The following is a 22,526-nucleotide window of genomic DNA, read 5'->3' on the forward strand; positions in this document are numbered from 1 at the left end:
GAGATGATGAGGGCTTTTGCTCATGAAGTCGGTCTTGCCTATCGTCACCGTCGTTGCCGCGATCCTTGGGTTCTGGGTGCTTGCCGTGATCCCGATGAACATGCATCTGACCACTGATCAGGCGCAGCGGGACGGGCTGGTTGTGACACCTGAGACGCCAGCGGAGCGGCAGGCTTATTCGGGTCTCGGCCTGACTTTGCAGAATACCAGCTTGATCAGCCGGACTTACACTCTGGAGCGCCCACGCCTGCCATCGCCGCATCAGGTAGGGGCCGAGATGTGGGAGACGGTGTTCGAGCGTCGTGTGACCTCGCGCCGGTCGCTTGTCTATCACGGCTGGGTCACGCTGTCGGCGACGTTGGTGGGTTTTGCGATTGGGACCGGGCTGGGCATTCTGCTGGCGGTCGGGATTGTCTACAACAAGGCGATGGATATGAGCGTGATGCCCTGGGCGATTGCCAGCCAGACGATCCCCATTCTGGCACTCGCGCCGATGATAATCGTCATGCTGGGGTCCATTGGCATTCAGGGGCTGTTCCCGAAGGCGGTCATCAGTGCGTACTTGAGCTTCTTTCCGGTTGTCGTTGGCATGGTAAAGGGGTTGCGCAGCCCGGACGCGATGCAGACGGACCTTTTGCATACCTATAATGCGAGCCCTGCGCAGGGGTTCTGGAAACTGCGTTTGCCTGCCTCAGTGCCTTATCTCTTCGCGTCGCTCAAGATTGGGATTTCGGCGTCGCTGGTGGGGGCCATTGTTGCCGAATTGCCAACGGGCGCGCGGGCCGGGTTTGGCGCGCGGATGCTGGTGGGCGATCAGTATGGGCAGCCGCTGGTGACTTGGGCTGCGCTTTTTGCGGCGGCGATTACGGCAGCGGCGCTTGTCGGGTTCTTCAGCCTAATAGAGCGGCTGACCTTGCGCCGCATGGGGATGCACGCGGCATGACGGGCGCGGCGATCATCAGTGCTTTGGCGGTTTGGGGCGCAGGTTGGTGGTTAAACGCACGGCTGGCTGCGAGCACCGTGGCCGGGACGCGTGTGGTGCGCTTGGCAGTGCCTGCGATCTTTGGTCTGACGCTGCTGATCATGTGGGAGCTTCTGGTGCGGATGCTGGAGGTGAGCCCTGTCATCCTGCCGCCACCAACAATGATTGCGGAGCGGTTTGCAAACGAAATCCCGACGCTCTGGGCCGATTTTGTGCAAACGATCATCAAGGGGGCGATGACCGGGTATATCGTTGGCGGGCTCGCCGCCTTTGCAATTGCGATTCTGGCCGACCGGTCTGATTTTCTGACGCGCGGCATCCTGCCCGTGGGCAGCTTCATGGCGGCGCTGCCGATTGTCGGGATCGCGCCAATTTTCGTCCGCTGGCTAGGGAGCGACTGGCAATCCAAAGCGGCGGTCGTCGCGGTGATGGTGTTTTTTCCTATCCTCGTAAACACCGTTGCAGGCCTTCGCGATACGACCGCTATGCAGCGCGATCTGATGCGCACCTATGGCGCCAGCTATTGGGCGACGCTTTTCAAACTACGCCTGCCCGCCGCAATGCCTTTCATCTTCAACGGTCTCAAGATTTCGACCACTTTGGCGCTGATTGGGGCCATCGTTGCTGAATTTTTCGGCTCACCCACGGTTGGCATGGGCTTCCGGATATCGACCTCCGTCGGCCAGCTTGCGCTTGATATGGTTTGGGCGGAGATTGTCGTCGCTGCGCTGGCGGGGAGCGCGTTTTATGGTTTGATGGCATGGATTGAGGGGCGGGTGACCTTTTGGCACCCATCGCAACGCAAATAATCAAAGCCCCGCAAAGAGGGCGCAACACCAACTAGGAGAAGAGTACATGAAGAAGTTTATGCTGGCGGCTGCACTCGCCGCAGGTCTGGGCGGGACGGCCCAGGCTGATGGGCATGCAAATGATGTGACACTGCAATTGCAGTGGGTCACACAGTCTCAATTCGCAGGCTACTACGTGGCGCTGGATCAGGGGTTTTACGAAGAGGAAGGTCTGAACGTCACGATCCTTCCCGGTGGGCCGGATATTGCACCTCCCCAGGTGCTGGCCGGTGGCGGCGCGGATGTGATGTTGAACTGGATGCCTTCGGCCCTTGCGGCCCGTGAAAAGGGCCTGCCCGTGGTGAACATCGCGCAGCCTTTCAAGACCTCCGGCCTGATGCTGACCTGCTGGAAGGATACGGGGATTGAGAGCGTTGAGGATTTCCGGGGCAAGACCATCGGCGTCTGGTTCTTTGGCAACGAATATCCGTTCCTGAGCTGGATGAGCCAGGCGGGCATACCTACTGATGGCGGCGATGATGGGGTGACCGTGCTGCGGCAGGGTTTTAACGTTGATCCGCTGTTGAACCGCGAGGCCGACTGCATTTCGACCATGACATATAATGAATATGGTCAGGTTCTTGACGCGGGTGTGTCCGAGGATGAACTGGTGACCTTCAAATATGAAGAACAGGGTGTCGCCACTTTGGAAGACGGCATCTACGCGCTTGAGGAGAACCTTGAAGATCCTGTGTTCGTCGACAAGATGGTGCGTTTTGTCCGCGCTTCGATGAAGGGTTGGAAATGGGCCGAAGAAAACCCGGAAGATGCGGCCGGCATCGTGCTTGATTACGATGAAACCGGTGCGCAGGGCGAAGCTGCACAGATTCGCATGATGGGCGAGATCGCCAAGCTGACAGCTGGCTCTGACGGCTCACTCGACCCCGCCGATTTCCAGCGGACTGTGGATACGCTGCTGGCTGGCGGGTCCGACCCCGTGATCACCTCGCAGCCCGAAGGTGCCTGGACCCACGTGATTACGGATCAGGCGCTGAACTAAAGCGTGGTTTTTCGCCTTCTGGCGCAATAGCTTCTCTGTCAGACGATTGGCCTCGGGGGTAACCTCGGGGCCTTTTTCTTTGCGCTGGCGAACCGATGAGGCAGCCAAAAGTAAAGGCTGTGATTGCGATTTCATAGTAGCCAGAGCATTAATGTATGCGTAAGCTCCTGCGTACTACTGGGTATTCACAGTCATGATGGGACCCGGTATACGACAGAAATTGGTAAGGTTCTTTTACCACAGACCTTGGGAGGGGTCTGGTTTCATAATAAGGGAGGGTCCTTCATGGCCATTCGTACTTTCGCCGCGGCTGCTGCTGCCAGCATCGCATTCACTGCCCCTGCGCAAGCGCAGGAAACCTTCGAGATGACATCAGCTTTTGGTAAGAACCTACCCATTCTTGGGACGGCTGCCGTTGGCTTTACCGAAAAACTGAATTCGATCACCGAAGATGTCGAGTTTGAGCATTTTGATCCCGGTGAATTGGTGCCTGCGCTTGAAGCACTGGACGCCGTCTCAAACGGTTCGGTTGATGCGGCCTATACGACGGCTGGCTATTGGCAGGGCAAAATCCCCGCCGCATCACTCTTCGCTGCTGTGCCCTTTGGCCCCGAGGCGGGCGAATTCCTAGCATGGATCATGTACGACGACGGTATGGAGCTGTTCCAGCGCATGTATGACGAGAATGGATATAACGTGCATGTTATTCCTTGCGGCATCATCGCTCCGGAAACGTCCGGTTGGTTCAAGAACGAGATCAACTCGCTGGCGGATCTTGAAGGCTTGAACATGCGCTTCTTCGGTCTGGGTGCCGAGGTGATGCAGCGCCTGGGCGTGTCCACATCACTTTTGGCGGCTGGCGACATCTTCCCCGCGCTCGAACGCGGTGCGATTGACGCGACCGAATTCTCGATGCCACGGATCGATGCGCGGTTGGGCTTCCACAACATCGCCAAGTACAATTACTTCCCCGGCTGGCACCAGCCTGCGACGATGTTTGAGCTGTTGATCAACAAGGATCGTTGGGAAGACCTTGACGAGATCGCGCAAAATCAGGTCGAGATCGCATGCATGGCGAACATCACCGACAACTATGCTGAAGGTGAAGCCACAAACTTTGAAGCGATGAGGGACAACACCGAAAACAACGGTGTGACAATCAAGCAGTGGCCGCCAGAAATGCTGGACGCGTTTGAAGCGTCATGGAACGAAGTGGCTGCGGAACTGGCCGCAGAAGATGCGTTCTTTGCCGAAGTCTGGACCGACCTGCAGGAATTCCGCGAAGGCTACGCCGTGTGGAACAGCAACATCTATCTGCCACGTCCGCGTAACTGATCCAAAAATGCATGTCGCCGGCGCAGTGATTGCGCTGGTGCGTGCCTGTCAGGGGCAAAGCGGCTTTGCCCCGACATCAGCCCCACATTCGGAAGGGGAGAGCCGGATGATGGGTTCTGCTTAGGTCTAGGAGGGCCGTTTCATGCAGTCTGTCGAAGAAATCGCCGCGGTCAACGACCCCGGTGAGGTGGGAAGAGACGAACACAACAAGGGTGATCGTCTGACCGTCCTGATCTCCAATCTCTTTGCCTGGATTTTTCCAATTCTGATGATCGCAATCTGCGCGCAAGTCTTTTTGCGCGGCGCTGGGATGAACCAGGCCTGGCTTGATGATTTTCAATGGTGGCTCTACGGCTCGGCCGTTTTGGTGGGAATCGGCTACGCGGTGACCACAAATAGCCATGTCCGCGTCGACATCCTCTACGACAATTTCCCCGACAAGAAAAAGTTGCGCACGGAGATCTTTGCGCTGGCCTGGCTGTTCTTGCCATTCATCATTCTGTGCTGGGACGTGACAATCCACTATGCGGTTGCTTCGGTCGTCGCTGACGAAGGATCGGATAGCCCAAACGGGCTGCATAACCTTTGGATTTTGAAGATCATGATGAATGCCAGCTTCATCATCATCGGTATCGCCGCCTGGTCGGCCTATGTCCGCAACCTTTCGAAGCTGATGAAACCGACACTGTCACGGCAGTTGATCTACGCGTTTCCGTCCACGATGTTTCTCATCAACCTCATCGCCTTTTATGCGATCTGGTGGTTCATTTATCTGACCAGCCCCGCTGACACGACCGCTCGCGAGGTCGGCCGCTCGGCCATCTTTGATGAGTTTGAGGTGGGCGTCTACGACATCAAGTACACAATCGTTATCTCACTTGTTCTGACTGTGCTTGTCATCGGCGCGGCCCGGTTTCTGGACCGCGCTGCACGCAACGACAACGCGGTTTAAGGGGACCTGACATGTTTGAATTCCTGGGTCAGTTCCTGACATTGAACGAAATCGCCGTGATGGCGATGTTTGCAACCTTTATCTGGATGCTCTTCCGCGGCATCCCAGTGGCGATGGCGCTGGTCGGTGTCAGCCTGATCTTCGTGCTGATTGCCGAGTTCTTTCTTGATCCCTATCGCAGCTTCTTCCGCGATATCATCGAATTTGATCGCACCGGCATCAATTACCAGCGTTTGCAGGCCCTCTCTGGGCGCCTCTTTGGCAATATCGTCAAGAACCCGGTTCTGGTTGCGTTGCCGATGTTCATCTTCATGGGGTTGATGCTGGATCAATCGGGGGTGGCGCAGCGGATGATGCATGCGATGCAAAAGCTCTTTGGCGCCTTGCGCGGCGGGCTCTCCCTGACGGTGCTCCTGATCGGGATCATTCTGGCCGCATCAACCGGTGTGATCGGCGCCTCTGTAACGCTTTTGGGCGTCATGGCCCTGCCTGCGATGATGAAACAGAACTACTCTAAACCAATCGCGACCGGCACCATCGCCTCGGCAGGAACCTTGGGCATCCTGATCCCGCCGTCGATTATGCTGGTGATCATGTCTGACCAATTGGCGATCTCGCTGGGCGATCTGTTCATGGGTGCGCTCTTTCCCGGTTTGATCCTGGGCGGGCTCTACATCGTCTTCATCGTGATCTACGGCTTTATCAACCCGGACGCGATGCCAGCCCCGGAAAAGGCAGGGAAGGTCGGATGGCCGGAAGTGAGAGAGGTATTGCTGGCAGTCGTGCCGCCAATGTTCTTGATCCTGCTGGTCTTGGGCTCCATCTTTGCAGGTTTTGCGACACCGACTGAGGCGTCGGGTCTCGGTGCATTGGGTGCGACGCTTCTCGCTCTGGCCAATGGCAAGCTGAACTTCCGCGTGCTGCGCGATGTCAGTCGCTCAACGCTGAACACATCAGGCTATATCGTGGGCATCTTCCTGGCCGCGAACTTCTTTGCTTATGTGTTGAGGCGCTATGGCGGGGATGAGATCGTCCAGCACATGGTCCTCTCGGCTTTTGATGACCCGTACATGACGGTGGCATTCATCCTCTTCATCGTATTCCTGTTGGGCTTCCTGCTGGACTGGATCGAGATCACCATCATCATCATGCCGCTGATGCTGCCGATCATCCTGTCCCTTGAACTTGCGGTGCCGGGCTTTGATCAGGTGCGTGATCCCTCAGTGGTCTGGTTCGCTATTCTGGTCGCCGTGACGTTACAAACCTCATTCCTCACCCCGCCGGTGGGCTTCGCGCTCTTCTACCTTAAGGGCGTTTGCCCGCCGGGCGTGACCTTGGGGCATATCTACAAAGGTATCATCCCGTTTGTGATGCTGCAGCTCCTGGGATTGTTCATCGTGTTTGAATTTCCGGCTTTGACCACGTGGTTACCCTCGGTAGCCTACGGAAACTGATGGGAAGCATTTGATTTGCCTTTGAACTCGACGCCGATGCTTCAAGGTCGATGACGATCGTCGAATGGTCGTATCGCTGGTGGCCAAGCCGCTCGGGACTGGCACACAACGGATGGGTCGAACTCCTTGATCTTGCACACTGAGAGCCGTTCAAGCTTTCTCGCCTATTGCAAATGCGGAAATCGAAAAACTCCTCTACCGATTTTCACAAGCTTCTTCAGCCATAACTGCGGACCAGGCTGGATGCGATCAAACCCCAACCATCGGCGACGACAAAGAAGGCCAGCTTGAATGGTAGCGACACGATTGCGGGCGGCACCATCATCATTCCCATCGACATCAGTACTGCTGCTACGACCAGATCGATGATGAGGAATGGGATAAAAATTAGGAAACCCACCTGAAATGCCCGTTCCATTTCACTTAGCAGGAAAGAGGGAATCAGAACGGACAACGGTGCCCCCTCTGGTGGAACCGACCCCTCAAGATCCGGTCTCAGATCGACAAGTGCTGCAAATGTATCCGGCGCGACACGGGCAGACATGAAAGTGCGCAAAGGGTCCATAGTTTGCAGAAATGCTTGTTCAAGCGGCAAATCATCTTTCAGAAGTGGGTCAATCCCGCTGTTCCATGCGTCAACAAAAACCGGCTCCATAACGAAGTAAGTCAGGAACAAGGAAAGACTGACCAGCAGCATGTTGGGTGGCGATTGTTGCAAGCCGATGGCTTGTCGCAGGATGGCAAAGACGGTCACGATAAAGGGAAAACAGGTCACCATGATCGCGATGCCAGGTACAATGCTGAGTATCGTAATCAATACCAGCAGCTGGACCGAGCGCGTGGCAAGCGACCCGTCATCAGCCAAGGTAATCGACACGTCCTGCGCGTATGCAGGCATTGCCCAAAGTGCAAGACATGCGGTTGCAATCAGCCAAATGAGGCGCATCTAGGTCAGCTCACCCTTATCTGATACGACATGTGTCAGGCGAACCGCGAGCTGACCAGGTTCACCCCCCTCGAGCTCTTGTAATTCTCCGCGCGCGATTAACTTGTCACCGACATAAAGCTCTACTGGGTCCTCGATTCGTTTGTCCAATGGCAACACTGCATCTTCATTCAAGCTGAGCAGATCCTTGATCAATGGCCGCGCCTTACCAACCGAGACGGAGATTTCAATCGGGATACTATGCAGCGGGTGATCATCCAAAGTTGCAGACATTTCTGTCCTGTCATTATCCATTGGGTTTCCTATCGTCAGTGATGCTGATGGCTTTCAAAATCTCGGCGATGGAAGCCAGCAAACCATCCATGTCAAGAAGTGCTTCGGACCCTGAATGTGCGAGCCAAGCGGCATGCGGGCTAAGGCTGGGGTCGGTCTTGATGATGACGTTGGCCGTTGTCTTCTGAGCAGTTGCCGCTATTGCCGCTTGCTGGCTGGGATGGACGTGTAACGTAAGTGTCGCGCCCGCATTTTGCTTGGTTGTATCAAATATGAGTGCTGCGATCTGGTCCGCAAAACCATTGGCCACGCAATGCGGTAACACCTTATCTGATAAGTCATGCAAGAGCGGTTGCAGCGAATCAAGCAACTGTCGTCGCGCCTCTGTAAACGTCATATCAATTGCGCTTAGCGCCTCGACGCATTCCTCCGTTAGCGCTGCCTGCTCCGCCAGGGCTGCATGGAGGCCTGCTGTGTAGCCTTGGTCATAGCCGTCCTGATAACTTCTGGTTTCGACCGCATCATCGATTTCGATGTCGTCAAAGGATTCAAGTGATAGAAGCTGAGACATTAGGCCCGCTCTTTCGTGGCTGGATCATCAATCCAGTCTTGCAGGATCTGGATCGTTTCCGTCTCACGCTCGGAAATCATCTGACGCAAGCGTTGCACGGGATCGTCACCTTGATCGATGAGGCCCAGATCATTGTCATCGATAGTCGGTAGCTCCGCCATGCCGAACATGGGAATTTCGTCGTCGTCGCCGTCCTCTTCCAACGCGGCAATTGGAGCTGGAAGCAGTTTTGATGGCGCAAGGATCGGTCGCACGACGAACAAGCCAAGAATCAGTGAAACCACAGCCAGAACACCTACCTGTATCAACTGCATAATATCCAAGGGAATGCCCGGGCCGGGTATTGCAACTTCCGTGCCAAGTGGGACGATCGGTTCAAATGACATGGATTTCAAAGTGATAATGTCACCCCGATTTGCATCAAATCCCACAGCGGAGGCCACAAGTTCCTCAAGCGCTGCGAGCTCTTCATCAGATCGCGGTTCAGTGACTGTTGTTCCGTCATCAGCAACGACAGTAAGATCATTTACAAGAACGGCCACGGTGAGGCGACGCACAGCGCCAGGCGCGCGCACCACCTGCCGCTCAGTTTCGGAGATCTCATAATTTGTGAGCGTCCGGCTTTCGCTGGACTCGTTGGCCGAGGATCCCGATGCGCCACCGGCATCCCCGTCCGGCAGGTTCGACGCGACAGTTACATCTCCGCCGCGGCTATCTGAAGATGTGCCGGCACTTTCTGTCACATCCGTGCTGATGGCAATCCTGCTGTCAGGGTCAACCAGCCGCTCTGTAATGGCCTCGCTTTCAGTAACCGTATCGAGCGACAACTCGACAACAGCATTTCCGGCGCCGACGCGTGCCGCCAATAGCCGCTCGGCGCGCAGGCGCAACGTCTCAGCCCGCTCATCACCGCTTGCGCTGAGCGCACCACCATCTACGTCAGACATCAGGCCGCCATTGTCATCGATCACTGCGACTGCCTCTGGCGCAAGACCCGGTACTGCGGATCCAACAAGGTATTGTAGCGCTTTGATATGCGGGGCGGATAAGCTACCACCGCCTGTTGTAACGGTGACAGCAGCAGTTGGTGCCTCATGGCGCTGGAACGGCCGTGTTGAAGGGGTCGAGATGTGCACGCGCGCCGAGCGGATATGCGGGCTCGCCAAAATCGTACGTGCTAACTCCCCTTCTTTCGCGCGCCAATACGCGGCATCGAACATCTGCGAGGTCGTGCTGAACCCTGACAGCGAATCAAGTAGCTCATATCCTTGACTGCCCATAGCCGGCAGCCCTTCGCTGGCCAGCGCCATCCGCAAAACGTCACGTTGTCCGGTCGGCACATATATGGCGTTGCCGCGTACCTCATAGGGGACGCCGCGTTGATCGAGCGCTCCGATCACATCACCTGCGGCCCGCGCCTCTAGTCCGCCGAAAAGCAGCGACATGTCCTTGGTACCTGCGCCACGTGCGAGAAGCAGTATTGCGGCGAAAACCGCAATTGTTGCAACAATAACAAAGACGCGTCGTTTCGCATCAAGTGCTGCCCAAACGCTGCTGAGGCTCTGCAAACCATTTCTCCATCTTATGGCGTTCTGCCGATGTTCTCTGTTTGCCCCATGAGCCTTAACAATCGGTTAGGGCTTGTCGGTTTATGACTCATGCATCGCGTTTCGATGAGGTTACATCAATGTCAACTGCCGCCGACCCAGCTGAAGAACCGACGAAAAAAGGTTCGAAACTGCCCCTGCTCATAGGGCTTGCCTTGGCCGTTATTGGCGCTGGCAGTGGGTTCTTTGCAGTACAAACGGGTCTTTTGGGCGGCGCGACGGAGGCAACGGAGAAAGCGGTCGAAGAGACTAAGGAGGTTGCCGAAGCACTTCCTTCTGTGGCTTTTGTGGCAATTGACCCACTCGTGATTTCCTTGCCCGGCAATGGCGTCAGACATCATTTGCGTTTTTCTGCGCAATTAGAGGTCGCACCCGATCACGTTGCAGATATTGAGGCCATTAAGCCACGGATCGTTGATGTGTTGAATGGCTACCTGCGAGCTGTCGACCTCGACGAACTCGAAGACCCGACGGCGCTGATGCGCCTTCGTGGACAGATGTTGCGTCGGGTTCGCGTTGTGACTGGCGAGAAGCGTGTCAATGATCTGTTGATCATGGAATTTGTCCTAAGCTAGAGAGAGGCTCCCATGCTAACAATTGCGGATACACTGCTTGTGGCAGGTGCGTTGGGTGCAGGTTTCTATTGTTATGTTCTTTCACGACGTTTGCGGCGCTTTACCGATCTGGAAAAGGGGGTCGGCGGTGCCGTTGCAGTATTGTCTGCGCAAGTGGATGATTTGACGAAAACGCTCACACAAGCGCAGACAACCGCGAAATCGTCGGTTGATCGCCTAGATGATGTCAGTGCTCGGGCAGAGGCAGCCGCACGGCATCTTGAATTACTTGTGGCCTCTTTGCATGATTTGCCCGACCCTTCGGTAAGTAAGCAAGCCGAAAACCCGTTCTTTGTGCGTCGGACGCCAAATGCGGGAAGCGCACAATGAAAAAGTCAATTCAACCGGCTCACGGTAAGGGCGCACTACATATCCTCGCAAGCTTTTTGATCGCTTCCGCAGTCATACGGTTTGTGGCTGAAGCCGGTCCCGCACTGGCACAGGACGCATCCATCACAACTGACACTGTTGACGAAACCGCACCGCCGGTAGAGACCAGCCGTCTGCTTGATGCCTTCCAGCAAAGAGAGGCGCGCCTCATCACCCGCGAGGGGCAGCTACGCGACAGATTACGGGCCCTGGAGATTGCAGAGGCGGAGATTACCGAAAAGCTGGAAGCGTTGCTCGCGGCTGAGGCCGCATTGAGCGCGACTATCGCGCAGGCTGAGACAGCATCGCAGACCGATATCGGTCAGCTGACCACGGTTTACGAAAACATGAAGCCCAAGGAAGCTGCCGCACTTTTTGAGGAAATGACGCCGCAATTCGCCGCTGGTTTTCTAGGTATGATGCGACCTGACGCGGCCGCACTAATCATGACGGAGCTCGAACCGGAGACTGCTTATTCCTTTAGCGTCGTCCTTGCCGGGCGGAATGCCAATACCCCAACCGAGTAGCTGCAGAGAGTTCCTTAATCCTTTTGACGTAAAGCTCTTGGGCATGCTGCGTGAACAATAGGTTGCAATTCCATGGTAGGCTTGATCGGTATCGTTATTGTCTTTTCCACGGTTTTTGGCGGTTATCTTTTGGCCGGCGGTAAGATGGGTATCATTATAAAAGCCCTACCGTTTGAAATGCTGATGATTTGCGGCGCGGCAATCGGTGCTTTTGCCATCAGCAACGACAATTCGGCGATTAAGCATACGCTGAAGGATTTGGGCAAGGTGTTCAAGGGACCCAAATGGAAGTCGCAAGACTACCGAGATCTTCTTTGCTTATTGTTTGAACTGATCCGCGTCGCACGCTCGAACCCTGTGGCGCTTGAGGCGCATATCGAGGCACCGGGCGACTCAACCATCTTTGGAAAGTATCCCCGGATTCTGGATGATGGGGAGGCCGTTGCTCTTATCTGCGACACATTGCGTTCCGCTTCGATGAATTACGATGACCCCCACCAGGTAGAAGAGATCCTCGAGAAACGGATTGAGGCGACGCTGCATCACAAGATGCACTCGACGCATGCCTTGCAAACCGTCGCAGACGGTCTACCAGCACTGGGAATCGTCGCGGCAGTCTTGGGGGTCATCAAGACAATGGCTTCCATTGATCAGCCACCAGAAGTTTTGGGAAAATTGATTGGCGGTGCGCTTGTCGGTACGTTTCTGGGCGTTTTCCTAGCCTATGGGTTCGTCGGGCCGTTCTCAGCTAAGGTGAAAGCAGTTGTCGAGGAAGATGCTCATTTTCAACAGCTCATCCGGGAAGTGTTGATTGCCAATCTGCATGCACATGCCCCAAATATCTGTATTGAAGTTGGCCGGCAGAACATGCCTAGCCACTACCGTCCGAGTTTCTCGGAAATGGAGGAAGCCTTAAAGGCCGCGAAACAGGACGCTGCTTAATGCGTTATTTGGTATTTCTTATCACATTGATTTTCCCGATTCAGGCAACCTCGCAGCAGGTCAATCTTCAAACCGGTGAGCATGACGGTTTTACACGCGTAGTTGTAAGCATTCCTACTGGTTCGGATTGGCGATTGGGCCGTAACGCCGAGGGCTATTTGCTGCAGGTTTCTGGCGTGGACGGATACGATCTGTCACGGTTTTTTGATCTGATCCCGCGAACACGTATTCGCGATGCGCAAATTGGCACACAGCCCGATCAGCTCCAGCTTTTTGTCGATTGCCTTTGCTTCGTCGACGCATTCATCGATCGGGTTGACATATTGGTTGTTGATCTAAAGTCGGGTCGGGCACCCAAGGATGCAGCCTTTGAAACACCGTTTGTGCCAGCCGATCTACCAGTTCCAGTCGATGCCACCCCCGATCAATATCGGGTCTCAGCAAACGGGATTTTGCCGATTGTGTTTCCGCCACCTCCTCAATTGGAAAATCCATTGTCGGTTTCTGCATTGTCCGACGCAAACGCCGTTGAAACCACCAGACCACCGCAGCCTAGTGGTGATGTGCAAATAACGATCAATGGGGCCGATCAAGACCAATCCAAACTGAGCGAGGAACAAAGTGCTGATCTTGAAGCGCTAGCTCAGTCCATCACTGAAAGTCTGGCACGCGGCCTGTCTCAGGGAGCATTACTTCCCAATCTCGACCTTCAAGGTGGATTGGGCATTGATGCGGAGGCGGGCGACCTAGCACCACCTGGCATCGAAACAAGGTCCGGGATTGATTTGGCTGCTATTCCGTCAGATCCACGAATCGTACGAACGCAGGACGGTCAGATCTGCCCACCTGCAGCCTTCTTTGATGTTTCCGGGTGGGCCAAGGATTTACCTTTTTTCGAGCAGCTCGGCAAACTCAGGGGCGATTTCGTTGGCGAGTTTGACCGTTATGATGAGGAATCTATACTTGCTAAAGCGCGCCTTTTTATCCATTTCGGTTTTGGACGCGAGGCTATCCAGACCCTTTCACTTGATGGTGCCATGTCGCAGGAGCGTCGCTTTCTGATCGCCTTGGCACACATCATTGATGAAGATCCGCCGTCACCGGGCGTATTTGATGGACTTGTCAGTTGCCGCGCAAATGTAGCCTTGTGGGCGCTTCTCGCGACGGCTGAAGGTGGCCTTGATGGTCAGGTCGATGTGTCATCCGTACTGCGTGCATTCAAGGCTTTGCCGCTGCACTTGCAGTCACATCTGGGACCGCGGCTGTCAGAGCGGTTTTTGGCTATAGGTGATGAAAGCAGCGCGCTGCAATCCTTGGCCCAAGCCGTTTCCGAACCAGAACCTGAGGTCGATGCGCAATTGGCAGAAGCGGCATTGCTTGAGGAGATCGGAGAGACGGAAGAGGCCAATGCAAACCTGGCAGCGCTAGCGCGCGTCGAGAACAGAACTACGCCCGCGGCAATGGCGGCATTTTTACGGGCTGCGGTCCGAAACGATATTTCAGTAACAGATCAGGATTTTGCTCTCGCAGATGTACTTCGGTTTGAGAACGCTGCGTCGTCGGATATCAATGACTTACAACTTGCACAGATGAATGCCTACCTCCATCAAGACGCTTTCGATGCGGCAGCGAGACTACGCGAAGAATTGCGGTCGACAGCGGGTTCATCGGTTTTTCAGATGGTAGAAGACGCATTCGCTTTGACATTGACCGAACGGGGTGAGGACGGCCGCTTTTTGAACTTTGCGTTTGATGATATGCTGGAGGCTCCTGTTGCAGCCACACAGCTTGCAGTATCGGAGCGCCTGCTTGACCTTGGGTTCCCAGAACGCGCTGCTGAAATACTTGTGGGTATTGCATCTGAGCAAGTTGGAGCCCAGCGAGGCTATTTACAGGCAGAAATCGCTTTGATGCGTGGTGATGCAGCGACTGCCTTGAAAGAGATTGATGGCATTGAATCGGAACGTGCTGCGTGGTTGCGTGGCGCTGCGGAAAGCGTTGCGCGCGGCGAGTTGTTTGACCGCACGCGATTAGGGATTCAGACGGATGGTTCGGGACCTTGGCGAGTTGAAGACTGGGCCGAGATATCTGCTTCCGATGATCCTCTATTGCGTGATGTTTCGGATTTGGTTCGCAGTCGTTCGGCAACTATTCTGTCTGAGAGCACCCCAATTGCAAGTGGGCGTGCATTGTTGGAGAAATCCGTGCAGTCGCGAGATGTTATGGAGCGTTTACTGGACCGTTTTTCAGGACCTCCGACTTTCTGATCATGAACAAACAGAGCTTACGAATTGTCAAGAAATTCAAGCTAATGCTTTCTGCGTCGGCAACAGAAGGTGCGGATATCGATGCAGGCACTATGCGATCAGTGGCGGCAGTCAGACCTGCCGGTTTGGCGCGCGATACTCTGGCAGAGTCCCATGTGGCGAAACGCAGGACTATTTCTCGATGATGATGCGACATGCCAAGATCCAGCACTAAGCGTATTGCAGCCTGTGCGTTCAATTGCTGGCGTCACCGGTAGCAGATTTTGCATCAAGATGCTTCTTTCGCACCTTGCCGCCTTTAAGCGACGCCGCTGCGCATCAGAGTGGATCCTCCTCGTATGAGCGGTCTGTCGGTACGAGAACTGTTCCAACCAACCGTGCTATTGGCGATTGCCCTGATGGCGGTCATCGTCATGATGATACTGCCGATGCCGGCCTGGATTCTGGACATCGGCTTGGCCGCATCATTCGCTCTTGCAATACTGATTTTCACCGTAACCCTCTTTATCGAGCGCCCGCTGGATTTCTCAGCATTTCCCACAGTCCTTCTTGCGTCACTCATGCTGCGTCTGTCACTCAATGTCTCTTCAACGAAACTCATTATCGGAGAAGGTCACACAGGGACGAACGCTGCAGGTGACGTGATCGAAGGCTTCGCAATGTTTGTGATGGGGGGCAACGTTCTGCTAGGCCTTGTGATTTTCTGCGTTCTGCTGATCGTGAACTTTGTCGTAATAAACAAGGGTGCCACACGTATGGCTGAAGTAGGCGCGCGATTTGCACTGGATGCTATGCCGGGCAAGCAGTTGGCGATTGATAGTGACATGTCCGCTGGTGCCATTGATCATCAGGAAGCGAAGGCGCGCAGGGAAAAAGAGCAGGCCGAGACCACGTTTTTTGGGTCACTTGATGGTGCATCTAAATTTGTGAAGGGCGATGCGATCGCTGGTCTGCTCATCACTGCGCTGAATCTAGTTATGGGGCTGATCATCGGAGTTACCGTTCATGAGATGCCAATCGCTCAAGCTTTCGAAACATATGCCATTCTGACGGTTGGAGACGGCTTAGTTTCTCAGATACCGGCTGTCATAATTTCGATTGCCTCCGCGCTGCTTTTGGCTCGCGGCGGCGCAACGGGGGCAACAGACCTCGCACTTGTGGCACAACTCGGCCGCCATCCCGCCGCTCTGGCAACGGTTGCGATACTAATGGCGCTTTTCGCGCTGGTGCCCGGATTGCCTTTCTTGCCCTTCATAACTGGGTCATTAACGTTAGGTGCGTGCGCTTTCGCCTTGTCGACCAACGCGGCGCATGCCGATGATCCGGCGATAGAAGCGCCCGAGACGCTGGAAGAAACGAATGCTGAAGTGTCGATGGGCGACATGTTGGATCTCGATGACATTCACGTCGAATTTGCACCTGATCTTGTCGACATGGTTCTTGATCCCGGCACCGGCCTTGATGCGCGGATTGCCAACATGCGCAGCCACGTCGCAACATCATTTGGCGTGCTGTTGCCCGAGATCAGGTTAACCGACAACGCCGCCTTACCTTCAGGGTGCTACGTTGTTAATGTACAAGGCGTGGAGCAGGTGCGGGACGTTTTGAAACCTGGCCAAGTCTTAGCACTGATCAATGAGGCCGAGCCAAGCGAGATCGCGGGCGAAAACGTAAAGGAACCCGTCTACGGCGCACCTGCGCGATGGATCGATCTGGATGAGCAAGAGGCAGCGGGTCTGGCGGGTATGACAACCGTTCAACCTACCGAGGTTTTGGCGACGCATTTACTAGAAATCGTCAAACGCAACTTCCCACGACTGCTTACCTTTAAAGCCTTGCGGCGGCGGTTGGACGAGATGGTGAATTTGTCGGATGCTGCCCGGGGAGAGGCGAATCGTAAGATGCTCGATGAATTGATCCCCGACAAGGTGCCAATCGACGTTCTTTTGTCCGTTCTTCGCATGCTCTTGGAAGAACGGGTTTCAATCCGCAACCTACCTTTGATTTTAGAAGCCACGGCAGAGGGGCGCCAACTCTTTCAAACAGTGGACGGGGTCACCGAACATGTCCGCCAGCGCCTCGGGTTTCAACTTGTTGCGGAAATGCGGCGCCCGGATGGCACGATCCCTCTGGTGCAATTGGCGCCGGAATGGGAGGATACGTTTGCCTCATACGAAATAAGAACGGATCGCGGTGGCGGTGATGTTGCACTGCCACCGGAGAACTTCAATCAACTTGCGGACGGCATCGCAGAGAAATTGGGACAGGCTGCTGAAGCCGGTACGTATGCGGCTGTTGTAACCTCAATGCGACGGCGACGTTTTTTGCGTACTGTTATGGCCGCTAAGGGCATCATGAATCCGGTGCTGTCTTTTGAAGAAATTGGGATCGATGCGCGTCCAGCTCTTGTTGGCTTGGTTACAGCCTGATGGAGGAGTTGATCCCGCTCTTGCCGCTCTCGCAAAGGGCGCTCTGGGTCGGGTTCGTGGTTTTTGTGAGAGTTAGTGCCGTTATGGCGGTGCTGCCTGCGTTCGGTGATCAGCCTGTGCCGATGCGCGTCCGTCTTGTGCTTGCTTTGATGTTTACGCTGGTTGTCGCGCCAGCGGTTGCACCCACGATCGGCTCGATGCCAAATGGTTTGCTTCCGGTCGCAGCTTTTCTTGGGCCCGAGGCGTTGAGTGGTTTGTTCTTCGGTATTTTTTTGCGCTTCTTCATCCTGATCTTGCAGATCGCCGGTTCAATTGCAGCGCAAGCAACATCACTATCGCAAATCTTTGGCGGCACAACCGGAGTCGACCCCCAGCCGGCCATCGGACATGTTTTAGTGGTAGCGGGCACGGCGCTTGCCACTTTGTCAGGTCTGCATGTGCAGGCCACTGCCTATATGATCCAAAGCTATGTGATTGTGCCGTATGGCACCGGACTTCAATCAGATGTTGTCTTGCAGGTCGGTGTCGGCGAGGTAACGCGCACGTTCGGTATGGCCTTCACTCTCGCTGCACCGTTTTTGATCGCCTCGTTAATATACAATGTGATCCTTGGTGTAATTAACAGGGCCATGCCGCAACTGATGGTTTCATTTGTGGGTGCACCCGCCATTACTGCGGGCGGCCTATTTCTTTTGCTTCTGACCGCACCGGTGATTTTGTCAGTATGGATGATTGCCTTCTCGGCATTTATGGAAGCTCCGTTCGGAGCCTGGCCATGAGTACGCCCGACGAAGACAGCGACAAACAATTCGAGCCAACTCAGAAAAAACTCGATGATGCGCGTAAGAAAGGTGAGATCGCAAAATCAGCGGATATCACCACGGCCGCGGCATACGCCGGTTTTCTAATTGTTTGTCTGACTGTGGGGCCCGCATCATTGATTGGCTTGAGTACCGCAATGTCCGTGATGCTTGGCCGGTCGTATGACATCGCTGTTGAAGTGTTTGATGGGCCAAGCAATGCCTTCCATGCCGGAATTCTGCGCGAAGTTTTCTGGGGGACCGCGGCTTGGTTTATCGTCCCAGCGTCTTTGGCGATTTTAGCCGTGATGGCGCAACGGGCATTTGTAGTGACACCAAGTAAACTTGCACCAAAGCTGAACCGGATTTCACCCATTGAGAGTGTCAAGAACAAGCTGGGGCGACAGGGCTTGTTCGAGTTCACCAAGAGCGCCGCAAAGCTCACCATATATTCTGTGATCATGGCCATTTTTTTGATCGCGCAACTTGATCGGATTATCGTCAGCATTCATCTGCCACCAGCCCTCATCGTTAACGAAATCGCACGGATGCTGGTCTCAATGACAATGATCGTCATTTGTGTGGCGTTCGTGATCGGCGGCATAGACTACCTATGGCAGCATACGGAACACATCCGCAAAAATCGTATGAGCCGAAAGGAAGTCATTGAAGAGCTCAAACAAGCCGAAGGCGATCCGATGATGAAGCAACAGAGACGCCAGAAGGGTCAGGAGATCGCCATGAACAAGATGCTGTCGGATGTTCCAACGGCGGACGTGGTGGTTGTCAACCCAACGCATTTTGCTGTTGCGCTGAAATGGGATCGCAATGTAGCACCGGCACCGGTGTGTGTGGCCAAAGGTATCGATGAAATCGCGGCCCGCATCCGCGAGGTTGCGTCCGAAAACGCTGTTCCGATCCACTCTGATCCCCCAACTGCGAGGGCGTTGCATGCCACCGTCGACTTAGGCGAGGAGATTGCGCCAGAGCACTATCAGGCCGTGGCAGCTGCTATTCGCTTTGCCGAAGGGATACGGCAGAAAGCGCGCGCGAGATGAGCCGAGATATAGAACAAATCAAAAGTCTCTCAGACATCGCTGGGCTGGCCTACCGCGCTGCTCAGGCGGATATGGCGCGCCTTACTCAGAAGGAGGCCGATCTTTGCCGAAACCTGGCTCAATTGACTGAGAGTAAGGCGTCCTTGGCGTGCGCGTCGCGAAGCTCGGATGATGCGGCACTCGTTGCGGGTGCCGATATCCGATGGCACCGCTGGGTAGATCAGCGGCGTGCTATAATAAATACAGAGCTGGCGCAGGTCCGTGCCAGCAAGGATTACTATCAGTCAAAGCTACGCTTGGCGCTTGGCAAGGATCAGGCTGCCCGAGCATTGCTTGATCACGCAGTCTTTGCTGCGAGGCGCGATCAAAAGCGGTTTTCAGATTATGAATCCTGACGTACGATGTCGATTATCAGGACATCCGTTACAATGCTTCCCGCGATTTCCTGCGCGACGCGCAAAAGCTCATTACGAAGCGTACGCATGTTCGTGCCCGACGTGAAGTTACCCGAAAAGCCACCAATATTCGCGTGATCGAACATGACCTGTAGAAAGCCGTCTCGTAACTTCGGCTCGGTTGCAAAAATTGTTGTACGGCCGCCTACTGTCACTTCCACGTTTAGAGACATGACCACCAGGGCCACGACGTTGCCGTCTTCGACCACAGGGACGACGAACTGGTTGTTGAGTTTTGCGTATTCACGCTCTTCGGGGATTTCCGGTGGTTGCGAAGCTTCGGCCACCTTCTGTGTATCGCCGCATGGGTGGCCGTCTGCCAAAAGATCATCTCCGGCGACCGCCTCTGGCTTAAGTGCGAAGCCGGCGGCAACGCCTGAACCGACACCAATCACCAGCAATATCACAGGCAATAGCAGCTTTTTCAAAACGCGATCTCCTTCAGCATGCTAGAATGGCAGTACTGTTTCAAGCACTTGCTGTCCGTACCGTGGTTGCTGCATGTCGGTGATTTGTCCACGACCACCATAAGAAATTCGGGCCGATGCGATCTTGTCATAGGTTATTTCGTTTTGCCGTGTTATGTCCTCTGGTCGGACGTACCCGGTCACAATCAGCTCACGCAGTTCATAGTTTACGCGAACCTCCTGCTGGCCGACGATTTGCAGCACGCCATTAGGAAGCACATCGGTCACTGTTACCGCAACGCGTAGTGTCAATTGTTCGTTGCGCCGCACTGTGCCGTCACCTGACGCGCTGCTTTGGGAATTCAGATCCACAAGTTGCGCTGATGACGCGCCTGTTGGAAGCCGTTCATCGACCCGCTGTGGCAGGCCTAGTAATTGCGGGATACTGGCCTGTTGCGACGCCGAGCGTGACCGGTCACTCGAGTTCGAAATCTCGGCACTGTCATCGATCTCGATCACAACTGTCATGATATCACCACGCAACATCGCACGTCTGTCACCCAAGAGCGACCCGCGTGCTCCGGTCCAAAGCGACGCATTCGGGGACGGGCCCAGCGACGATGTCAGCACCGGATCGGGAAAGCTGGGGTTGAACATCGCCTCTCTTTCCGCCGCGCGTTCGGGTGGGGAGAAGGCGGGTGGCTTGCCAACCGGTGTGGTGGTGCAACCGGCAACAAGCACGGCAATTGAGAGGATGGGCCTACGGTGCCACATAGCCTGCCCCATCTGCGCCTATTCGTGCGGTGACCGTGCTCCGCGAACTGATATTCATGACCCTGACAAGGTCACCCGGCCCGGCCCGGCCCAGGGCGCGCCCTTCGGTCGAAATCATAAGACCGCCACGTTGAAAATAGAGGGGTATGATCTGGTTCCGTTCGACCACAGCGGGAAAGCCAACATCGGCAGGGCGGATCGGCCTTCCGGCGAAGAGGGCAACCCGCGCCTCCATACCGATAACCTGAGCTGGATCGCTGACAACACCGGGTATATCTCGGCTGCTGACGGTGACATCACCGTCCATGATCAGCGACTGGGCGGGAATTGTGCGTGTGGCAACAACAGTGTCAGCAGCCGTGGGCCCAGCCAGCCCGACACACAAGAGCAATGTACGGATCATCTCAACTGCACCATTGCGCCCAGCATTTGGTCGGCGGCGGTGATCACCTTTGAGTTCAGTTCATATCCGCGCTGTGCTTCGATCAGATCCGTGACCTCGCGCACCGGATCGACCGAGCTGTCTTCGAGATATCCCTGACGCAATAGACCCAGTCCCTCTTCCCCCGGCGTTGTAACGGCAGAGGGGCCGGATGCGGGTGTTTCGAGGAACAGGTTAGAGCCAATCGCCTCAAGCCCCTTGGGATTGGTAAAACCCGCAATCGTAAACTGGCCCAAAAGCTGTGGCTGCACCTGATCGTTGAAATAGCCCCACACCTCACCCTCGGCGTTGATCGAAATGGAGCGGGTATCGCGCGGGATCGTGATATCCGGCACCACGGGATAGCCGTCGGAGGTCACGATCAGCCCGTCGCCCGTCAGTTTCAGGCCGCCATCGCGTGTATAGGCCGAGATGCCAGAAGGCAGGGTGACCTCAAGATAGCCTTCCCCTTCAATTGCGAGGTCGAGATCGCCGCCCGTGGCGGCCAGCGACCCTTGGCTCAGCATGACGGATATCGCGCTTGCCCGCACGCCAAGGCCAAGCTGCACACCGGTTGGCAGCACTGTTCCATCTGACGCGTTGATCGTGCCAGGTCTCGCCAGTTGCTGATAATGCAGGTCCGCAAACTCGGCGCGTCGAGCGTTGTATCCGGTCGTGTTCATATTCGCGAGGTTGTTGGAAATCACATCGACCCGCATTTGTTGTGCGGTCATGCCCGCTGCTGCGATCTGTAATGCGCGCATCGTCAGTCTCCTTTATCGCCGAATGGATTCGATGACGCTGCGGATGCGTTCATCTTCTTTATCAAGAAAGCTTTGCCCCAGCTCATAGGCGCGCTGCACCTCGATCATGCGGCTAATCTGCAAGATCGGGTTGACGTTGGATGCCTCCAGAAAGCCCTGCAACATCCGACCGTCGAGGGCCGGTTCAAACCCGCCTTGGGCGTCAAAAAGAACGCCGCTTTCGCGAACCATCTGCGTGGAGTCGATGGGGTTAACCATACCGATCTGGCCAACCGGCTGCCCGCCAGCGCTGATCGTGCCGTCAGGTGCGATGCCAATGGCGCCAAGGCCTTGCGGAACAAAGACCGGCGCGCCACCCGGATCAAGCACGGCGTATCCGTCTGGCGTCACGAGATCACCGTTTTCGTTGGGTCCAAATGCGCCCGCGCGGGTCAGTCTTTGCCCCTGTGGCGTCTCGATCAGAAAGAAGCCCTCCCCCTCGATCGCCAGATCGAAGGTGCCGCCGGTCTGCGCGAGCGTCCCCTGCGACATCACCGTATCGCGTACATTGGCCGTCGCCATGGAAAGCGATTGCGTGCCCGGCCCCAGCCCTTTGACATGTTCGGCGAACATTACCTCTTCGGCGCGAAAGCCGGTGGTCGATGCATTCGCGATGTTGTTGGCGATGACTTGCATCTCGCGCATCAGGCCTGATTGGCGCGTGAGCGTGGTGTAGGACGCGTTATCCATCT

General features: G+C 55.5%; 23 protein-coding genes. 14 read left to right on the top strand and 9 right to left on the bottom strand.

Annotated features, from left to right (window positions below; all coding sequences use genetic code 11):
- The first annotated feature begins 22 nt into the window (after positions 1 to 22).
- The 6 genes from SLH49_RS00205 (at position 23) to SLH49_RS00230 (ending at position 6,571) form a co-directional block, all read left to right on the top strand.
- The gene (locus tag SLH49_RS00205; RefSeq protein WP_320267171.1) at positions 23 to 943 is read left to right on the top strand and encodes an ABC transporter permease; all 921 of its coding nucleotides are present in this window, start codon (positions 23 to 25) and stop codon (positions 941 to 943) included.
- On the top strand, positions 940 to 1,791 hold the full coding sequence (locus SLH49_RS00210) for an ABC transporter permease (RefSeq protein WP_320267172.1): 852 nt from the start codon (positions 940 to 942) through the stop codon (positions 1,789 to 1,791). Before SLH49_RS00205 ends, SLH49_RS00210 begins: the two co-directional genes overlap by 4 nt.
- Positions 1,792 to 1,837: 46 nt before the next feature.
- Complete coding sequence (locus SLH49_RS00215; RefSeq protein WP_320267173.1) at positions 1,838 to 2,830, top strand: ABC transporter substrate-binding protein; 993 nt, start codon at positions 1,838 to 1,840, stop codon at positions 2,828 to 2,830.
- A gap of 285 nt (positions 2,831 to 3,115) precedes the next feature.
- Positions 3,116 to 4,165, top strand: a complete 1,050-nt coding sequence (locus SLH49_RS00220) for a TRAP transporter substrate-binding protein (protein WP_320267174.1) — start codon at positions 3,116 to 3,118, stop codon at positions 4,163 to 4,165.
- Between the two features lie 142 nt (positions 4,166 to 4,307).
- Complete coding sequence (locus SLH49_RS00225) at positions 4,308 to 5,117, top strand: TRAP transporter small permease subunit (RefSeq protein ID WP_320267175.1); 810 nt, start codon at positions 4,308 to 4,310, stop codon at positions 5,115 to 5,117.
- 11 nt (positions 5,118 to 5,128) lie between these two features.
- Positions 5,129 to 6,571, top strand: coding sequence for a TRAP transporter large permease (locus tag SLH49_RS00230; protein WP_320267176.1), 1,443 nt, complete (start codon positions 5,129 to 5,131; stop codon positions 6,569 to 6,571).
- A 217-nt stretch (positions 6,572 to 6,788) separates the two neighbouring features.
- Here SLH49_RS00230 and fliP read toward each other — a convergent pair whose 3' ends face one another.
- From fliP to fliF, 4 genes are read right to left on the bottom strand one after another with little or no spacing between them, the layout of a single operon-like run.
- A complete protein-coding gene (fliP, locus tag SLH49_RS00235) occupies positions 6,789 to 7,517 on the bottom strand; it encodes a flagellar type III secretion system pore protein FliP (protein ID WP_320267177.1) in 729 nt (242 codons plus the stop codon).
- Complete coding sequence (locus SLH49_RS00240) at positions 7,518 to 7,811, bottom strand: FliM/FliN family flagellar motor C-terminal domain-containing protein (protein ID WP_320267178.1); 294 nt, start codon at positions 7,809 to 7,811, stop codon at positions 7,518 to 7,520.
- Positions 7,804 to 8,361 carry a hypothetical protein gene (locus SLH49_RS00245; RefSeq protein WP_320267179.1) on the bottom strand — a complete coding sequence of 186 codons (558 nt, stop codon included), beginning with the start codon at positions 8,359 to 8,361 and terminating at the stop codon, positions 7,804 to 7,806. Before SLH49_RS00245 ends, SLH49_RS00240 begins: the two co-directional genes overlap by 8 nt.
- On the bottom strand, positions 8,361 to 9,929 hold the full coding sequence (gene fliF, locus SLH49_RS00250) for a flagellar basal-body MS-ring/collar protein FliF (protein WP_320267180.1): 1,569 nt from the start codon (positions 9,927 to 9,929) through the stop codon (positions 8,361 to 8,363). The genes SLH49_RS00245 and fliF overlap by 1 nt, the downstream gene beginning before the upstream one ends.
- Positions 9,930 to 10,048: 119 nt before the next feature.
- On the opposite strand from fliF, the gene fliL reads away from it, so the two are divergent.
- From fliL to SLH49_RS00290, 8 genes are all read left to right on the top strand, one after another.
- On the top strand, positions 10,049 to 10,543 hold the full coding sequence (gene fliL / locus SLH49_RS00255) for a flagellar basal body-associated FliL family protein (RefSeq protein ID WP_320267181.1): 495 nt from the start codon (positions 10,049 to 10,051) through the stop codon (positions 10,541 to 10,543).
- Between the two features lie 12 nt (positions 10,544 to 10,555).
- Positions 10,556 to 10,912 carry a hypothetical protein gene (locus tag SLH49_RS00260; RefSeq protein ID WP_320267182.1) on the top strand — a complete coding sequence of 119 codons (357 nt, stop codon included), beginning with the start codon at positions 10,556 to 10,558 and terminating at the stop codon, positions 10,910 to 10,912.
- Positions 10,909 to 11,478 carry a hypothetical protein gene (locus SLH49_RS00265; RefSeq protein WP_320267183.1) on the top strand — a complete coding sequence of 190 codons (570 nt, stop codon included), beginning with the start codon at positions 10,909 to 10,911 and terminating at the stop codon, positions 11,476 to 11,478. Before SLH49_RS00260 ends, SLH49_RS00265 begins: the two co-directional genes overlap by 4 nt.
- Positions 11,479 to 11,550: 72 nt before the next feature.
- A complete protein-coding gene (motA, locus tag SLH49_RS00270; RefSeq protein WP_320267184.1) occupies positions 11,551 to 12,420 on the top strand; it encodes a flagellar motor stator protein MotA in 870 nt (289 codons plus the stop codon).
- A complete protein-coding gene (locus SLH49_RS00275) occupies positions 12,420 to 14,687 on the top strand; it encodes a hypothetical protein (RefSeq protein WP_320267185.1) in 2,268 nt (755 codons plus the stop codon). The genes motA and SLH49_RS00275 overlap by 1 nt, the downstream gene beginning before the upstream one ends.
- Positions 14,688 to 15,025: 338 nt before the next feature.
- Entirely contained in the window at positions 15,026 to 17,116 is a 2,091-nt protein-coding gene (gene flhA, locus SLH49_RS00280; RefSeq protein ID WP_320267186.1) for a flagellar biosynthesis protein FlhA, read from the top strand.
- Positions 17,116 to 17,895, top strand: a complete 780-nt coding sequence (locus SLH49_RS00285) for a flagellar biosynthetic protein FliR (protein ID WP_320267187.1) — start codon at positions 17,116 to 17,118, stop codon at positions 17,893 to 17,895. Before flhA ends, SLH49_RS00285 begins: the two co-directional genes overlap by 1 nt.
- Positions 17,892 to 18,974, top strand: a complete 1,083-nt coding sequence (locus SLH49_RS00290) for a flagellar type III secretion system protein FlhB (protein ID WP_320267188.1) — start codon at positions 17,892 to 17,894, stop codon at positions 18,972 to 18,974. Before SLH49_RS00285 ends, SLH49_RS00290 begins: the two co-directional genes overlap by 4 nt.
- 382 nt (positions 18,975 to 19,356) lie before the next feature.
- Here SLH49_RS00290 and SLH49_RS00295 read toward each other — a convergent pair whose 3' ends face one another.
- The 5 genes from SLH49_RS00295 to SLH49_RS00315 are packed head-to-tail and all read right to left on the bottom strand — an operon-like array spanning position 19,357 to position 22,524.
- Complete coding sequence (locus tag SLH49_RS00295; protein WP_320267189.1) at positions 19,357 to 19,857, bottom strand: flagellar basal body-associated protein FliL; 501 nt, start codon at positions 19,855 to 19,857, stop codon at positions 19,357 to 19,359.
- Between the two features lie 21 nt (positions 19,858 to 19,878).
- Entirely contained in the window at positions 19,879 to 20,610 is a 732-nt protein-coding gene (gene flgH, locus SLH49_RS00300) for a flagellar basal body L-ring protein FlgH (protein ID WP_320267190.1), read from the bottom strand.
- The gene (gene flgA / locus SLH49_RS00305; RefSeq protein WP_320267191.1) at positions 20,597 to 21,013 is read right to left on the bottom strand and encodes a flagellar basal body P-ring formation chaperone FlgA; all 417 of its coding nucleotides are present in this window, start codon (positions 21,011 to 21,013) and stop codon (positions 20,597 to 20,599) included. The genes flgH and flgA overlap by 14 nt, the downstream gene beginning before the upstream one ends.
- Positions 21,010 to 21,795 (bottom strand): flagellar basal-body rod protein FlgG, encoded by a 786-nt coding sequence (gene flgG, locus SLH49_RS00310; protein WP_320267192.1) that lies wholly within the window; start codon positions 21,793 to 21,795, stop codon positions 21,010 to 21,012. The genes flgA and flgG overlap by 4 nt, the downstream gene beginning before the upstream one ends.
- Positions 21,796 to 21,807: 12 nt before the next feature.
- Complete coding sequence (locus tag SLH49_RS00315) at positions 21,808 to 22,524, bottom strand: flagellar hook-basal body complex protein (protein ID WP_320267193.1); 717 nt, start codon at positions 22,522 to 22,524, stop codon at positions 21,808 to 21,810.
- Between the last annotated feature and the right edge of the window lie 2 nt (positions 22,525 to 22,526).

The organism is Cognatiyoonia sp. IB215446, assembly GCF_033963825.1.
GTDB lineage: Bacteria > Pseudomonadota > Alphaproteobacteria > Rhodobacterales > Rhodobacteraceae > Yoonia.

Coding starts and splice junctions, on each gene's coding strand:
- SLH49_RS00205 (WP_320267171.1), top strand. CDS start 23: ATGAAGTCGGTCTTGCCTATCGTCACCGTCGTTGCCGCGATCCTTGGG.
- SLH49_RS00210 (WP_320267172.1), top strand. CDS start 940: ATGACGGGCGCGGCGATCATCAGTGCTTTGGCGGTTTGGGGCGCAGGT.
- SLH49_RS00215 (WP_320267173.1), top strand. CDS start 1,838: ATGAAGAAGTTTATGCTGGCGGCTGCACTCGCCGCAGGTCTGGGCGGG.
- SLH49_RS00220 (WP_320267174.1), top strand. CDS start 3,116: ATGGCCATTCGTACTTTCGCCGCGGCTGCTGCTGCCAGCATCGCATTC.
- SLH49_RS00225 (WP_320267175.1), top strand. CDS start 4,308: ATGCAGTCTGTCGAAGAAATCGCCGCGGTCAACGACCCCGGTGAGGTG.
- SLH49_RS00230 (WP_320267176.1), top strand. CDS start 5,129: ATGTTTGAATTCCTGGGTCAGTTCCTGACATTGAACGAAATCGCCGTG.
- fliP (WP_320267177.1), bottom strand. CDS start 7,517: ATGCGCCTCATTTGGCTGATTGCAACCGCATGTCTTGCACTTTGGGCA.
- SLH49_RS00240 (WP_320267178.1), bottom strand. CDS start 7,811: ATGGATAATGACAGGACAGAAATGTCTGCAACTTTGGATGATCACCCG.
- SLH49_RS00245 (WP_320267179.1), bottom strand. CDS start 8,361: ATGTCTCAGCTTCTATCACTTGAATCCTTTGACGACATCGAAATCGAT.
- fliL (WP_320267181.1), top strand. CDS start 10,049: ATGTCAACTGCCGCCGACCCAGCTGAAGAACCGACGAAAAAAGGTTCG.
- SLH49_RS00260 (WP_320267182.1), top strand. CDS start 10,556: ATGCTAACAATTGCGGATACACTGCTTGTGGCAGGTGCGTTGGGTGCA.
- SLH49_RS00265 (WP_320267183.1), top strand. CDS start 10,909: ATGAAAAAGTCAATTCAACCGGCTCACGGTAAGGGCGCACTACATATC.
- motA (WP_320267184.1), top strand. CDS start 11,551: ATGGTAGGCTTGATCGGTATCGTTATTGTCTTTTCCACGGTTTTTGGC.
- SLH49_RS00275 (WP_320267185.1), top strand. CDS start 12,420: ATGCGTTATTTGGTATTTCTTATCACATTGATTTTCCCGATTCAGGCA.
- flhA (WP_320267186.1), top strand. CDS start 15,026: ATGAGCGGTCTGTCGGTACGAGAACTGTTCCAACCAACCGTGCTATTG.
- SLH49_RS00285 (WP_320267187.1), top strand. CDS start 17,116: ATGGAGGAGTTGATCCCGCTCTTGCCGCTCTCGCAAAGGGCGCTCTGG.
- SLH49_RS00290 (WP_320267188.1), top strand. CDS start 17,892: ATGAGTACGCCCGACGAAGACAGCGACAAACAATTCGAGCCAACTCAG.
- flgH (WP_320267190.1), bottom strand. CDS start 20,610: ATGTGGCACCGTAGGCCCATCCTCTCAATTGCCGTGCTTGTTGCCGGT.
- flgA (WP_320267191.1), bottom strand. CDS start 21,013: ATGATCCGTACATTGCTCTTGTGTGTCGGGCTGGCTGGGCCCACGGCT.
- flgG (WP_320267192.1), bottom strand. CDS start 21,795: ATGCGCGCATTACAGATCGCAGCAGCGGGCATGACCGCACAACAAATG.
- SLH49_RS00315 (WP_320267193.1), bottom strand. CDS start 22,524: ATGGATAACGCGTCCTACACCACGCTCACGCGCCAATCAGGCCTGATG.